Here is a 15683-nt window from a genome sequence, read left to right as displayed (position 1 = left end):
TTGAACATAAAGGTATAAAAAAAAGAACCTGAATAAATCAAGTTCTTTTGTTGTTAACTCTTACATAACTAAAAAGTACCTGTTTTGTTATTGTTCTTTTTAGTAAAGTTTAGGGTATTTTGTAGGATTGCTTTCGGATAGTATGGAATATACTTTTTCGAAAATATCTTCAATAGATGGTTTAGAAAAATAATCCCCGTCTGTTCCATAAGCTGGTCTGTGTTCTTGAGCAGCTAAAGTTTGAGGTTGGCTGTCCAAATATTGATATGCACCTTGTTCCTCAATAATCTTTTGTAAAATATAAGCAGAAGCTCCTCCTGGAACATCTTCGTCTATCACAAGCAAACGATTGGTTTTTTGTACACTCTTAGCGATATCGTGATTTTTATCAAAAGGGATTAAAGATTGAATATCAATTACCTCACAATTGATACCAACTTCCTCTAATTCTTTTGCTGCTTGTTCTACTAATCGTAGTGTAGATCCATAGGATACCAAAGTGATATCTGTACCTGCTTTGATCGTTTCAACAACTCCAATAGGCGTTTTAAATTCACCAAAATTAGTCGGTGCTTTTTCTTTTAATCGGTAACCATTTAAGCATTCGATTACAAGAGCTGGTTCATCACATTCTAAAAGGGAATTGTAAAAACCGGCAGCTTTTGTCATATCTCTAGGGACTAAAACATTAATTCCTCTTAACGCATTTATAATCATTCCCATTGGAGAACCAGAATGCCAAATTCCTTCTAGTCGATGTCCGCGAGTTCGGATGATTAAGGGGGCATTTTGCTTTCCTACAGTTCTATATAACAAGGAAGCCAAGTCATCGCTTAGAATTTGTATAGCATACAATAGATAGTCTAAATATTGAATCTCTGCGATGGGTCTTAATCCTCTTAAAGCCAGTCCAATACCTTGTCCTATGATGGTTGCTTCTCTGATTCCTACGTCGGCAACTCGGGTAATTCCGTATTTTTCTTGCATCCCCTCTAGGCCTTGATTTACGTCACCAATGTTTCCAGAGTCTTCACCAAAAATTAAAACTTGCGGATATTTAGCAAATAAGGCATCAAAATTATCACGGATGATCATTCTGCCATCGGTATCTTTTCTAGCATTCTCCTCGTAAGTTGGCAATACTTCATGAACTGAAAACACATTGTTTTTTGTTTCAGAATATAAATTGTTACTAAAAAGAGGTTGTGTTTTTGAAAAGTAGTTCTGAATCCAAGTAGCTAATTCTGAACGAACGTTTTCATTTACCACTAGGCGTAATGATTTTCTTGCAGTCGCTAAAATTTCCTTTTTTAGAGGATCTTTAATCGCTTTGAGACTATTAGATAGTTTAAGAATTTGATCTTTGTTTTTGCTTGCAGGAGCAATTTTTTCTAATAAACTAACTAGTTCATTTTTTTCATTAATGATTGGGTTAATAAAAGAAGTCCAACAAGCTTTTTTTGTTTCTAAAACTTCTTTTTTTATGGCAATCTCTATTTCGTTTAATTCTTCTGCCGAAGCGATATTGATTGCGATCATCCACAAACGCATTTGTCGGATGCAATCAAATTCTCTTTCCCAGTTTAGTCGTTCGGTGCTTTTGTATCTTTCGTGTGACCCTGAACTTGAATGACCTTGAGGTTGTGTAAGTTCTGTAACGTGTACTAAAACAGGTACATGTTGTTCACGAGCTATTTTAGATGCTCTTTCGTATGCTGTTATTAAATCAGAATAATCCCAGCCTTTTACAGTGATTATTTCAATTCCATTATTGTTTTTATCTCTTTGAAAACCAGATAAAATTTCAGAAATATTCTCTTTTGTAGTTTGGTGTTTAGCATGAACAGAGATTCCGTATTCATCATCCCAAACACTTATAACCATTGGTACTTGTAATACTCCTGCTGCATTAATGGTTTCAAAAAATACTCCTTCGGAAGTACTGGCATTACCAATAGTACCCCAAGCTACTTCATTACCGTCTATTGAAAAATTTTCTTTATTAGGTATGTTGTCTAGTGCTCGATACACTTTTGAAGCTTGTGCTAAACCCAAAAGGCGAGGCATTTGAGCAGCTGTAGGAGAAATATCGGAGCTAGAATTATATTGCTGGGTTAGGTTTTTCCAACTTCCGTCTTCATTTAAGCTATGAGTAACAAAATGGCCTCCCATTTGTCTTCCCGCCGACATTGGTTCTTGTTTAATATCGGTGTTTCCGTATAATCCAGCAAAAAAGTTAGAAGGGGTTAATTCGCCTATGGCCATCATAAAAGTTTGATCGCGATAATAACCAGAACGAAAATCTCCTTTCTTAAAGAATTTAGCCATTGCAATTTGAGGCACTTCTTTTCCATCGCCAAAAATTCCAAATTTTGCTTTACCAGTCAAAACCTCTCGACGTCCTAAAAGACTACATTCGCGACTAGTTACAGCTATCTTATAATCATTCAATACTTCAGTCTTGAAATCTTCAAATGTCAATGTAGTATTGGTTTGTTCTTTTATCATAATTGAAAGATTATAATTCTTTGGCGCAAATTTACTTAAAAAGTAGGTATAATCATAATCAATCAAAATAAAAACATGCTATATTTTGATGTTTTTGTTTAATAAAAAGAGGTGTTTTTTGTTGAAATGTAAATTTTTTGTCAAATATTTGGTTTTTTATCAACGTAATGTTTTAAGTAATTTGTTTAGAACCATTTTCGATTGAAAAGGTTTAAAAGTGCTTTTGGCGAAAAGGTAATTATAAAACGTATTTTTTCATTGTATCTGTTTTGAGTGATTTCCCATCCATTTGAAGAATATACAGGTAAGTATAACTCAAGGTAATCCGTAACTAAATTAAGTCGGATACCACTATCAAAAATGAATTTTGGACTTTGGTATTTGTTTTTTACCAAGCCTACATCACCGTATATTTCTATCCAATTCCAAATGTTATAACCAGTATTAACGGTGCTAATCCATTGATTAGCAAAGGCGGTATTTAGTTTAGATTTGAATCCTCCTTCAGCTAAAATAAATTGCTGACTAAAAAATCCGCTACTCTCCGAACGACCATACAAACCATAATCAAATAAATAATCGGTAGGTCTATCTACACCAAAACTAAAGTAGTCATTATTACTTTTGTTATATAAAAAACTACCTGCATAGAGGCGAATATTAAACCGATGATTGTTCTCGAAAAGTTTTCGGTACTCTATTTCTCCTGAAAGTTTACCAAAATTGCTAGCCACTTGGATATCATTTACAAAACTAAAATGTTCTGTAACTTCTGTTTTCGTATTCATATACCTCGCATTAAAAACGGAGTAATTATTTGTTGGGTTATTGGTTACAATTTCACTTTTTTGGCGATCAACCATTACGTGTCTAAAATAGATTAGTTGTTTTTTATTGTCTCTAATATCGTTTTCTCTGATTTGTAATAAAATGCTAGGATTTATTTTAGTATAAGTAGCATCAGGTGCATAATGAAAATAAGAACCGGCAAGCGAATATTTTACATTAAATAATCGGCTGTCTCGGTAGTTTTTATTTATTGAAAAGCCTCCAGATCCTGAAAAAGTATTCGAGTTGCTGGAGTAGGATGGGTTAATAGTAAAGGTAAAAGGTTTTTCAAGTATTGTCTTATTATGGAGTCTCATTCCTACAATTAGCCCATCATATAGGTTGTATTCAAAAGAAGGCATATATATAATTTGGTTATAGTAAGGGTCTTCTAAATCTTTAGCGAATACAAATTTTAAGGGTCTATTGTTAGGAAAAAATGATTTTAGTGATCTCCAGTTGTTTCTTAAATTGTATTCAGGAACTTCGTTTTTATAATTTAAAATAATCTTGTTCGCTTCATTTCGCGCTAGACTATAAATACTGTCTTTCGGTCCTGGTTCTATCCATTCCTTAAATACAATTTCACCTTTGTTTGTTCCATAAATAGGAATAGGAACATTAATCCCTGTTTTGTTTTTTAGTGAAAATTGGATGCTATCAGTTGTTTTAGTAACCTTATCAAATTTATAATCGATAAGATCTCTGGAGTAGATAATCGTTTTAAAGAACCAATCAATATCTTTAGTAGTTTGATTTTTTAGAGCATTTTCAAAATCCAATGCGTCTGTTTGTTGTTTGTTATTTTTAATGTAGAAATTATTGATGCTTTTACTCACGGCATCATTTTCTAGATAGCTGTTTAGGAATCGTAAACTAAGTCCTGCTCTGTATTTGCTTGCAATTTGTTCATTGAATTTGATCAATTTATTTTTAGGTTCACCCAAGGCCTGATCTAAATTTTTTCGAGCCATAAGCATATAAAAATAACTGTATTGCTCGTTAAAATCTAAGTTGGTTAGGTTATAACTTTTAAGTAATTTATAGGATGCAGCACTACCTAACATTTTAGTTCCTGGGTAATTCTCCTCGATGTATTTCATCATGATATAGATTTGAATTCCATTGTGAACCCAGCTGTCTTTTCGATTATTGATATAAAGGCTATTGTTTAAAAAAACATTAATGTAGGTTTTTAAAAACTTAATTTCATAGGTAAACTCGTCCGAAAAAGGTCTGATGAATGAAGGAAGCTGATTTAAGCCATAAAAAGGATTTCGTTCATAGTCAGTTTGTGAAATAATAATCTTTTTAAAAGGATAATCACCAATTAGTTTTTTTACAAATCGAACAACACAATCTATAGCTTGAGCTTGAGCATAAGGAGTAATTTTTTCTCCATTTAAATTAGTCAATACTTCAAAATTATCGTTCTTAAAACTCGTAAAACTTGCTATCGGTTCGATATGTAAACTAAAATCGATGCGGTTTTTACCAATTAATTTATGAATTGAATAGTCATCATTAGCTATAATTTCTTCATTTTCATCTAAATCGGTGCTAATTTCAAAGTTTTTACTTACTCGTAATTCAACTTCAAAGTCTGAAACCGCATTAGGGATATCATCTAAATTTTCATTGCTGTATCTAACAAATTCGTGGTTTTCATATCGAGCGGGGGTTAAAAACCAATTTTTTAAGTTCATATTACCAAAATCATCATATCCGTATTTAGTAAACTTGTTACTTGGAATTTTGGCATCATAAGTAAGTTGGAGTTCCGTTTTTTGATTTGGAGCTAATTTTTGAGGCAGATTTATAATTACTAAATCAGGATTTTCTTTTGTTCGTTCCCAAGATAATAAAGATTGTTTCTCTCCTGTAATTTTTAATTTTGAAGTATTGCCTCTTTCTTCCTCTTTTGCAAGGTGAAAACCACGATAAAATTCATCTGAAAATCTTGATGCTAAAGGAGTTTGTACATTAGAATAGGCATGATTCCAGTCGTTTAATATAATTTTTGAAATGGTATCATTTGTTGTATTGAAATAGGTGATTTTTTGATTCACATGTAAAACATGAGTTTCAGTATCTACATCTACAAATAGTTGATTTTTATGCTGTGCCAAAACTTTCTTTTGGCCAGCAAAAATCACAATAATAGACAGTAAAATTTTGCAAAATGCTTTCAATGTAAATTTGGGTTTGATTACTATTTCAGTATACATTTTTAGTTTTATTAATATACGAAATGTAAATAATAATAGTTCCTTAAACGATGGTTAAAAATTAGGTTTCAAGGTGTATTTTTTATAAAAGTTATCTAAAACTGTAACAACTTCGTCTTCATTGTCCACAATTTTAAATAGATTCAAATCTTCTGGACTTATGGCATTTTCTTGTTCTAATAATACTTTTTTTATCCAGTCGATTAAACCTGACCAATAACTACTTCCTACCAGAATAATTGGGAAACGAGCAATTTTTTTGGTTTGTATTAGCGTTATCGCTTCAAACATTTCGTCTAAGGTCCCAAAACCACCAGGCATTACTACAAAACCTTGAGAATATTTGACAAACATTACTTTTCTAACAAAAAAATAGTCAAAATTAAGGTTTTTATCATGGTCGATATAAGGGTTGAAATGTTGTTCAAATGGGAGGTCAATATTTAGTCCTACAGAAGTCCCTCCACCTAAATGAGCGCCTTTATTTCCAGCCTCCATAATTCCTGGTCCACCACCCGTTATTACACCATAACCCGCTTTACTAATTTTGAAAGCAATTTTTTCGGCTAATTGATAGTATTTATTATCAGGTTTTGTTCGGGCAGAACCAAAAATGGAAACACATGGACCTATACGTCCCATGTTTTCAAAACCATTAACAAACTCCGACATGATTTTGAAAATAGCCCAGCTATCATTGGTACGAATTTCATTCCATGTTTTTTGTTTTAATCGGTCTTGGATGATTTTTTCTTCATCATTTTCAAAATCTTCTAAAAGCATAATTTTAAGTTTTTGTTTAATGACTTCAAAATGAAGTATTAATGGTTAATTTAGGGTGAAAAAGTTAATTAAAAATTGGTTTACACACTAAGTTAGGCTTTTTTTTGCATAAATACTTCAGTGTAATCTCTTAAATTTTAGCTAAAAAAATGATTAATTGATTAATTCGTTGGTAAGTAAATGATTAGTGTTGTTTTAGTAAACAAAAAAGGAACTCATATTAAACGAATTCCTTTTTGATATAGTGATTACGATTGTTCTAGTTCTTTTTTTAAGAATTTGGCGGTATAGCTTTTCTTGACTTGAGCAACTTCTTCAGGTGTTCCTTTTGCAACGACTGTTCCGCCGCCTTTCCCGCCTTCTGGACCTATATCGATAATATAATCGGCTAGTTTGATTACATCCAGATTATGTTCAATAATCAATATAGTATTTCCTTTGTCGACTAATTTATTGATAACTTCCATTAGCACTCGAATATCTTCGAAATGTAGACCAGTAGTAGGTTCGTCCAAGATATAAAAAGTATTTCCTGTATCTTTTTTTGATAATTCTCCTGCTAATTTGATGCGTTGCGCCTCTCCACCAGAAAGCGTAGTACTTTGTTGTCCCAAAGTAATATATCCTAAGCCAACATCCTGAATGGTTTTAATTTTTCGGTGAATTTTAGGTATATTTTCAAAGAAAGGAACCGCTTCATCTACGGTCATATTTAATACATCCGAAATGGATTTTCCTTTATAGCGAATTTCTAAGGTTTCTCTATTAAAGCGTTTTCCTTGACAAGTTTCACATTCTACATAAACATCGGGTAAGAAGTTCATTTCGATAGTTCGCACACCTGAACCTTGACAAGTTTCACAGCGGCCACCTGCTACATTGAAACTAAAACGACCCGCTTTGTAACCCCGAATCATACTTTCAGGGGTTTTTGTAAATAAGGCTCTGATTTCGGTAAAGACTTCGGTATAGGTCGCCGGATTAGAGCGTGGCGTTCTACCTATTGGACTTTGATCAATATCAATAACTTTGTCAATATTTTCTAAACCTTCAATTTTTTTGTAGGGTTGTGGTTTTTTTACACCATTAAAATAATGAGCGTTTAGGATAGGGTAGAGTGTTTCATTAATCAAAGTCGATTTTCCACTTCCTGACACTCCAGTTACACAAATCATTTTACCTAAAGGCAATTCGATAGAAACATTTTTTAAATTGTTTCCAGTAGCGCCACTTAATTTCAAGAAATTTCCATTGCCTTCACGACGTTTTTTAGGAATTTCAAATTTCATTTTTCCATTAAGATACTGTGCCGTAATGGTGTTGGATTTCAGGGTTTCTTTTGGTGTCCCAATACTAATTATTTCACCACCAAATTTTCCTGCTTTAGGTCCAATATCAATTACATAATCGGCACGTTCAATCATGTCTTTGTCGTGTTCTACTACAATGACCGAGTTTCCAATATCACGTAATTGTTCTAATGAATGGATGAGTTTTTCATTATCTCTTTGGTGCAAACCAATACTGGGTTCGTCCAAAATATAAAGAACTCCCACTAACTGGGAACCAATTTGTGTTGCTAATCGAATGCGTTGTGCTTCACCCCCAGAAAGTGATTTCGAACTTCGGCTTAAAGCCAAATAATCCAGACCAACATTCATTAAAAAATCCAATCGATCCTTTATCTCTTTGATTACTTCAGAAGCAATAAGAAGTTGTTTATCTGATAAATGCGAATTTAAATTATGGAACCATTTGGTTAAATCTGAAATATCCATATTGCACAATTCAGCAATATTTTTTTCATCAATTTTGAAAAACAAGGCTTCTTTTTTTAGACGAGATCCTTCACAAACAGGACATTCTAATTCGTCCATGAAATCTTTTGCCCAACGTTTGATGGTGGTTGAGCCATTTTCATCATGTTGACTTTTAATGAAATGTGCTATTCCTTCAAAATCTATTTTGTAATCACGGGCAACTCCTAAGTCTTTAGAATTGATGGTGAATTTTTCTTTTCCACCATTCAAAATCATTTCCATCGCTTCATCAGGGATGTTTTCAATTGGGTCCGTAATTTTGAAATTATATTTTTGTCCAATGATTTCTAATTGTTTAAAAATCCAGGAAGATTTATATTCGCCCAAAGGTGCAAAACCACCTGCTTTTATGGAAAGTTTAGGATTAGGAATAATCTTTTTAACGTTGATTTCGTTTACCGTTCCTAAGCCATTACAGTGTTCGCAAGCTCCTTTTGGCGAATTGAATGAAAATAAATTAGGTTCCGGATTTTGATAAGAAATTCCAGTGGAAGGACACATTAAATTTCGACTAAAATAACGTACTTCTTGACTATCTTGGTCTAATATCATCAATACATTTTCGCCGTGGTGCATAGCAGTATTAATACTTTCGGAAAGACGCTTTTGATTGTCCTCGCTATTATCGATAAGCAATCTGTCTACCACAATTTCGATATCGTGGGTTTTATATCTATCCAGTTTCATTCCGGGAGTAATATCTAGAATATCTCCGTTAACTCGGACTTTTAAAAAGCCTTGTTTGGCAATTTGTTGGAATAATTCACCATAATGTCCTTTACGCGCTCTAATTACGGGCGCTAAGATATTGATGCGCTTATTAGCAAAATCATTTACAATTAACTCTTTGATTTGTTCATCCGAATAAGAAACCATTTTTTCACCCGTATTGTAGCTATAAGCATCGGCACCTCGAGCATAAAGTAAACGAAGGAAATCATAAATTTCAGTAATAGTTCCTACGGTAGAACGCGGACTTTTACTAGTTGTTTTTTGTTCTATAGCAATTACTGGTGACAATCCGTCAATTTTATCCACATCAGGTCGTTCTAAACCGCCTAAAAACTGTCGAGCGTAAGCCGAAAAAGTTTCCACATAGCGTCGCTGTCCTTCGGCATAAATAGTATCAAAAGCTAAAGATGATTTTCCAGAGCCCGAAAGTCCTGTAATGACCACCATTTTTTCACGAGGAATCGAAATATCTATATTTTTAAGGTTGTGAACCCTAGCACCTAAAACTTCAATAGTATTATCTTTGTCTAACATAATTTTGGCTTATTGCTTCTTTCATCGCAATGACAGCAAAGTTACCATTTTGATTTGTTCTTTCACAGAAGAAAAATGAAGTTTTGATGCTTAAAACCAGTAAAAGGAAAACGAAAATGCTGAATTTGATTAGCGTTTTCGTTTTCTTGTTGCTATGTAATTATCTATAGCTTCTTTACTTGTGTACCAATTTCTGCCTTCTTTATAGGCATCGATTTTTCCTGTTCTAGCAAGTAAACTAATATATTCTTGTCCGTATGCAGCATTAGGCTCATTAACTATGTCTGAAATTTTTTGATAATCGTTGCCGTTATCAGGCATTGCATTCAGATATATATTTAAAGTACGTTCAAGAGCCTGACTCATTAGGAGCATTAGTTTCTGATAATTGCCATTGTTAGCTTGGTTTAATGCTTCGTAATATTTTTTACGATCATTTTTAAGTATAATGGCCGGAGGGAAACCACAACGCATTAAAATTAAATTCATTGATAATCGTACTGTTCTTCCATTGCCATCAAAAAATGGATGAATCCAAACTAATTTATGATGAAAAATAGTAGCAAGCTCAATATCATTTAATTGCAATGGATTTTTATTGATAAATTCAATTAATTCATCTAATAAATCGGGCACTTTATTAGCATTTGGAGGGATAAAATTTGCTCCAGTAATTCGAACCCCTCCATTTCGTAATCTACCTGCAAAATCATCTTCAATGGAGCGTAATACTAAACCATGAATTGAAAGGATATCGATACTTCTTAATTTATAAGTGTAATTTATTATTGAAAATAAGTAATCTATGGCTTTGTCATGATTATGTGTTTCAAAGTGTTCCCGCAAGGATTTACCTTTTATAGTAATTCCTTCCTGTAAAACCATTTGAGTTTCTCTTAGACTCAGTGTATTGCCTTCGATACTATTTGAATTAAAGGTCCATTCTATGGAAAGACTTTCTCGAATTTTATTTAATGCCATAGCGGGTAATGGTCGAGAAGATTGTAAAAGTTGTTTTTTCTCATACAATCTATCGAATATTTCCTGAAATTCAGTTCTATATGTCGTGTCTATATTCCACATAATAACAAATATATATCGGCAAAGTTATTTAATTTACTTATCCGATATTAAAATTACTCCAAAAAAAACATCACTAAGGATGTTTTTTAATTTATATTTCAATAAAATGCTTATTCTATAGTCATTGATCTTAACTTACTTCTATAGGCTTCTAGTGCAGCTGCCTTAGAAATGAAACCAAAGTATTTTTCGTCTTTCACAACGGGAAGGAAAGTCGCTTTCGTTTTTTCAAATTTATCCATCACCACTTCCATACTGTTAAATGGATATACTACATCAAGAGGAGCAATCATAATTTCTTTGATGAGTGTATATTTTACTCGGTATTTATTAAAAATAATTTCACGGATATTGTTGAAATTAACAATTCCTAATAAGTGATTTTCTTGATCAACTACTGCAAAATAGGTTTGGTTAGAATGTGAAATTAAATCTACTAATTTTTCGAGGTTATCGTTAGGTGAAACGGTTAAAAAATCAGTTTGAATAATGGAATTGGTGTTCAATGTTGACAACACGTTATGGTCTTTATTACTGGTAAAAGCATGTCCCTTTTTAACCAAATCTTTTACATCCATTGAGTGTTTTTCAAATCGTTTTGAAATGGCAAAACTGATCGAAGCAACAATCATAAGCGGTAATAATAAACTGTAACCACCTGTAATTTCTGCAATTAAGAAGATTGCGGTGAGTGGTGCATGAAATAATCCGCTTAAAATTCCAGCCATTCCTACCATTGTAAAATTGCTTATAGGTAAATGAGCAATTCCTGTTAGGTTTATTGCTTTTGAAAATACATATCCTATGTACGAACCTACAAAAAGCGATGGTGCAAAGTTTCCTCCATTACCTCCTGACCCCAGGGTGATTGAAGTTGCAAAAACTTTCATCATCATCGTAGCTCCTACAAAAAGAAGGATAATCCATCGGTTGTTTTGGTACGAACTAAATAAGGTGTTTTCTAATAATTCACCTGCATTGTTATCGGCAAGGATTTTGATACTTTCGTAACCTTCTCCAAATAAAGTTGGGAAAACAAAAATGAGAACCGCTAAAATAGATGCCCCTAAAAGTCCCTTTTTGTAAGGATTCATTCTTAAATGGGAGAAAAAATGTTCTGTTCTTCTAAAATTTCTAGTATAATAAACCGAGAAAAATCCTGTTAGGATACCTAATAAAACATAAAAAGGAATCTTATGGTAGTCAAAATCTTGTTGCTGTCTAAAATTCAATAAAACGGTTTCATCTAAAATGATTTCAGAAACCAATGCACCAGCAGCAGCAGCAATCATGATAGGCGTAAATGCCGAAATACTAACATCGACTAACAGAAACTCGATAGCAAATAAAACTCCTGCGATAGGTGCGTTGAAGGCCGCAGCAATTCCAGCAGCTACACCACAACCAATGAGTAGTGTTCTGTCTTTATAACTCAACTTGTAATTTTGTGCAAAATTAGATCCAAATGCCGCTCCTGTTACAACGATAGGGCTTTCTAAACCTGCGGATCCTCCCAGACCAACAGTTAAAGAAGAAGTCATGATTTGAGCATACATTTGTTTTCTTGGAATTATACTGGCTTTTTTAGCTACTGCATATAAAATTTGTGGTGTTCCTTTTTCTATTGTTCCTCCTAAAAGACGTTTGACAACTAAAATAGTAAGCAAGAGTCCAGCAATAGGTAAAATACTATTGATGAAACTTAACTTTAAAATACTGTTGACATAGGTAGCAAATAAATAAACCCAGTGCGCAAAAGTTTTTAATGCAATTACAGCAAATGCCGCCGAAATTCCCACTAAAACACTCGACAGAAAAATAAATTGCTTTGGGGTTAAGATAGATTGTGCCCAATCAATGATAATTTCTAGTTTAGAAAAATATTTTTTGAACATGTATGATTGTTTTTTAGTCGTACAAATTTACTATTATTTTTGGGCAAGATTAAGGTTTTTTGTAGCTTCTTTTCTGCTAAAAGGTTTTAAATTGCTTTTAGTGACAAATTCAATTATGGCCTTTGGATTTGTTTTAGCGTACTCTCGTAAAGACCAACCAATTGCTTTTTGAATAAAAAATTCTGTTGAATTTTGATGTTGAATACAAATAGATTTTAATAATTCAAAATCGGTTTTTTCTTTATAGCCTAATTGAAATAAAATAGCACTTCGATTTAGCCACATATTATTGGAATTGGAAAATTTTGCAACAATTTCTGGAATCATTTCTGGAAATTCTAAAAGATATTGTCCTAAAATGTATTTTGAAATGGTATCCACACTATCCCACCAAGAGTTGGTTATAATTAATTTTTCTATGAATAGAATAGTTTCTTTCTTGTATTTTCCTTTGAACTCTTTCATTGCAATTTCAATGGCGCAATACTGAAGTTCTCTTTGTTCTTTATTGAAAAGTTCCCAAACAATGCTTTGGAAATTGGTATTAATTTTTTCCTGATGTTTTTTCCAGACAGTTTTAAAAATTAATCGTCTTTCGGTGGTTTTAATACCGTAAAAACCAAAATGATTTTTCATGTATTTAGCCATCTTCTCGGCTTCAAGACTATTTGCTTTTTCTTTAAATTGATTTTCAAGTTCAAGAATAAACGACATTTTATAGACTATTTAATTGTTGCGAACTATAGTTTTTGATTTCTTCAAAGAAAATGGTGAATTCATTTTCAAAGTCGGTATAATAGCTTGTAAGTTCTTCAGTGGCAAAACGCATATTTGATTTATTGTTTGTTCGGCGATCCATTTGTGTTAATATTTGCTGAATACCCTCGATGGATTGGTAATTTAAAAGCCAATTTTGTTTTTCCATATAAGGTAAAATATTTTGCGCTTTTTCGCTCAATAATTCATAGTGGCTATGCATCGATTGGTAAAATGCAGCTACGTATAATTTTAAATCAATATCAGCGTATCTTGTCCAGTTTTTTGACAAAAAATGATCGTAAAAAATGTCTACAATAACTCCAGCATAATGATGATACCGCTGGTGTAATCTTTTGGTGCTTTTTCTGAAAATAGGATGCGAATCGGTGTAGGTATCAATAGCTCGATGTAGCAAGATACCTTTTTGAATTGTTTCAGGATATTTTTCAAATTGTTTCCCACGAATACCGTCAGCCATAAAATTGCCAATTTTTACAAGTTCGTCGTCGCCAGAAAGATAGATATGTGCTAAGAAATTCATTTGCCTAAAATATAAAATCTAAATGACTTTTATAAGGTGTCAATTGTTATATTTGTGTCCAACTTAACATTAATATACTTAAAATTTAAACAAGAAAGAATGACATTAATTAAATCAATATCAGGAATTCGAGGAACAATAGGAGGTAAGGTAGGAGACAATCTTACTCCGGTAGATGCTGTAAAATTTGCATCGGCATATGGAACTTGGTTAAAAAACGCTAATGGAGATACCAATAAAAATTTAAAAGTTGTTGTAGGTCGTGATGCTCGTATTTCAGGACCTATGATTCATAATTTGGTAGTTAATACCTTAGTAGGTTTAGGAATTGATGTTATTGATTTAGGATTGTCTACAACGCCTACTGTTGAAGTGGCTGTTCCTTTAGAAAGTGCCGATGGTGGAATTATTTTAACCGCATCTCATAATCCAAAACAGTGGAATGCCTTAAAATTATTAAATGAAAAGGGAGAGTTTTTAAATGGAGTTGAAGGTGAAAAAATTCTAGCTATTGCTGAGGCAGAAGCTTTTGAATTTGCTGATGTGGATAGTTTAGGAGAAGTAATTGAAAACGATGCTTACATGGATATTCATATCGATGAAGTTTTGAATTTGCCTTTAGTAGATGTTGATGCAGTAAAAGCAGCTAAATTTAAAGTAGTTGTTGATGGCGTGAATTCGTCAGGAGGGGTTATTATTCCAAAATTACTGGAATTAATGGGGGTAGAAGTAGTAAAATTATACTGTGAACCTAATGGACATTTTCCGCATAACCCAGAACCATTAAAAGAGCATTTAACGGATATATGCGAATTAGTGGTGGAAGAAAAAGCGGATTTTGGTATTGTAGTTGATCCAGATGTGGATCGTTTGGCTTTCATTAGTGAAGATGGCGAAATGTTTGGTGAAGAATATACTTTAGTAGCAGTAGCTGATTATGTTTTGAGTAAGACACCAGGAAATACTGTTTCTAATATGTCTTCGTCACGTGCATTACGCGATGTTACTAATGCACACAACGGAAGTTACGAAGCCAGTTCAGTAGGTGAGGTGAATGTGGTTGAATTAATGAAGAAAAATAATGCTGTTATTGGAGGAGAAGGTAATGGAGGTATTATTTATCCTGAGTCTCATTATGGAAGAGATAGTTTGGTAGGAGTGGCGTTGTTTTTAACGCATTTAGCAAATAAAAATTGTAGTGTTTCTGCTTTACGCGCTTCGTATCCAGAGTATTATATGAGTAAAAATAAAATCGAATTGACACCTCAAATTGATGTAGATGCTATTTTAGTGGCTATGACAGAGAAATACAAAAATGAAGATATTTCTACTATTGACGGAGTTAAAATTGATTTTGCTAACGAATGGGTTCATTTAAGAAAATCAAATACAGAACCAATTATTCGTATTTATACTGAAGCTCCATCACAATCACAAGCGGATGCTTTAGCATTGCGAATCATTGATGAAATCAAAGCGATTGCTGGAATTTAATTATTGTTTATAAAAAATTAAAACCCTTTCAAATTTGATTTTGAAAGGGTTTTTGTTTTGTTAATCCCATTCATTAGAATGCGAAAGAGCTATTTTTCCACCACCTGTAAATACTAAAGCAATACCGCCAGAAATATACAATCCTAATAACTCTAGTTGCCAGCCCCCATTTTCATTTAGTTGTAAAATCTCGTTAGTGTGAACTAAGAACAAAGCAAACAAAGCCCCAAAAACATAGGCAATTGATGAAAGTCTAGTTCTGTAACCAATAAGAATTAGTATAGGTGCAATTATCTCTGTTAGATAAACACCATAAGATAAAAATTCTGGTAATCCTTTTTCGGATAGTAGTCCAGCAATAAAAGAGGTTTTCCCAATTTTTGCTATTCCATGTAGTAGCATTAATCCTCCTACAGCAACACGAATGATAAGTAGTCCTAAATCAATGTTTTTCTTCATAACTTTTATAATTAAAATA

10 protein-coding genes are annotated in these 15683 nt (G+C 32.8%); 1 reads left to right on the top strand and 9 read right to left on the bottom strand.

Annotated elements, in window-relative coordinates; genetic code table 11:
• Window positions 1–99: 99 nt before the first annotated feature.
• From ACFPTQ_RS11305 to ACFPTQ_RS11270, 8 genes are all read right to left on the bottom strand, one after another.
• Window positions 100–2508 carry an alpha-ketoacid dehydrogenase subunit alpha/beta gene (locus ACFPTQ_RS11305; RefSeq protein ID WP_379777607.1) on the bottom strand — a complete coding sequence of 803 codons (2409 nt, stop codon included), beginning with the start codon at window positions 2506–2508 and terminating at the stop codon, window positions 100–102.
• Window positions 2509–2693: 185 nt separating this feature from the next.
• Window positions 2694–5564, bottom strand: coding sequence for an aminopeptidase (locus ACFPTQ_RS11300; RefSeq protein WP_379777605.1), 2871 nt, complete (start codon window positions 5562–5564; stop codon window positions 2694–2696).
• A gap of 54 nt (window positions 5565–5618) precedes the next feature.
• A complete protein-coding gene (locus ACFPTQ_RS11295; protein ID WP_278035795.1) occupies window positions 5619–6347 on the bottom strand; it encodes a TIGR00730 family Rossman fold protein in 729 nt (242 codons plus the stop codon).
• A 248-nt stretch (window positions 6348–6595) separates the two neighbouring features.
• Window positions 6596–9433: an excinuclease ABC subunit UvrA gene (uvrA, locus tag ACFPTQ_RS11290; RefSeq protein ID WP_379777603.1), complete on the bottom strand. Its 2838-nt coding sequence runs from the start codon at window positions 9431–9433 to the stop codon at window positions 6596–6598.
• 129 nt (window positions 9434–9562) lie between these two features.
• Window positions 9563–10516, bottom strand: coding sequence for a Fic family protein (locus ACFPTQ_RS11285; protein ID WP_379777600.1), 954 nt, complete (start codon window positions 10514–10516; stop codon window positions 9563–9565).
• 110 nt (window positions 10517–10626) lie between these two features.
• On the bottom strand, window positions 10627–12411 hold the full coding sequence (locus tag ACFPTQ_RS11280; protein WP_278035792.1) for a chloride channel protein: 1785 nt from the start codon (window positions 12409–12411) through the stop codon (window positions 10627–10629).
• 33 nt (window positions 12412–12444) lie between these two features.
• Window positions 12445–13125 (bottom strand): DNA alkylation repair protein, encoded by a 681-nt coding sequence (locus tag ACFPTQ_RS11275; protein WP_379777598.1) that lies wholly within the window; start codon window positions 13123–13125, stop codon window positions 12445–12447.
• Window position 13126: 1 nt separating this feature from the next.
• The gene (locus ACFPTQ_RS11270) at window positions 13127–13711 is read right to left on the bottom strand and encodes an ACP phosphodiesterase (protein ID WP_379777596.1); all 585 of its coding nucleotides are present in this window, start codon (window positions 13709–13711) and stop codon (window positions 13127–13129) included.
• Between the two features lie 99 nt (window positions 13712–13810).
• On the opposite strand from ACFPTQ_RS11270, the gene glmM reads away from it, so the two are divergent.
• Window positions 13811–15205, top strand: coding sequence for a phosphoglucosamine mutase (gene glmM / locus ACFPTQ_RS11265; protein WP_379777594.1), 1395 nt, complete (start codon window positions 13811–13813; stop codon window positions 15203–15205).
• Window positions 15206–15265: 60 nt separating this feature from the next.
• On the opposite strand, the gene ACFPTQ_RS11260 is transcribed toward glmM, so the two are convergent.
• Window positions 15266–15664, bottom strand: coding sequence for a DoxX family protein (locus ACFPTQ_RS11260; protein ID WP_379777592.1), 399 nt, complete (start codon window positions 15662–15664; stop codon window positions 15266–15268).
• Window positions 15665–15683: the final 19 nt, after the last annotated feature.

Source organism: Flavobacterium sp. GCM10022190, from assembly GCF_042656445.1.
Lineage (GTDB): Bacteria > Bacteroidota > Bacteroidia > Flavobacteriales > Flavobacteriaceae > Flavobacterium > Flavobacterium nitratireducens.
This window is presented reverse-complemented; position numbering and strand designations above follow the sequence as displayed.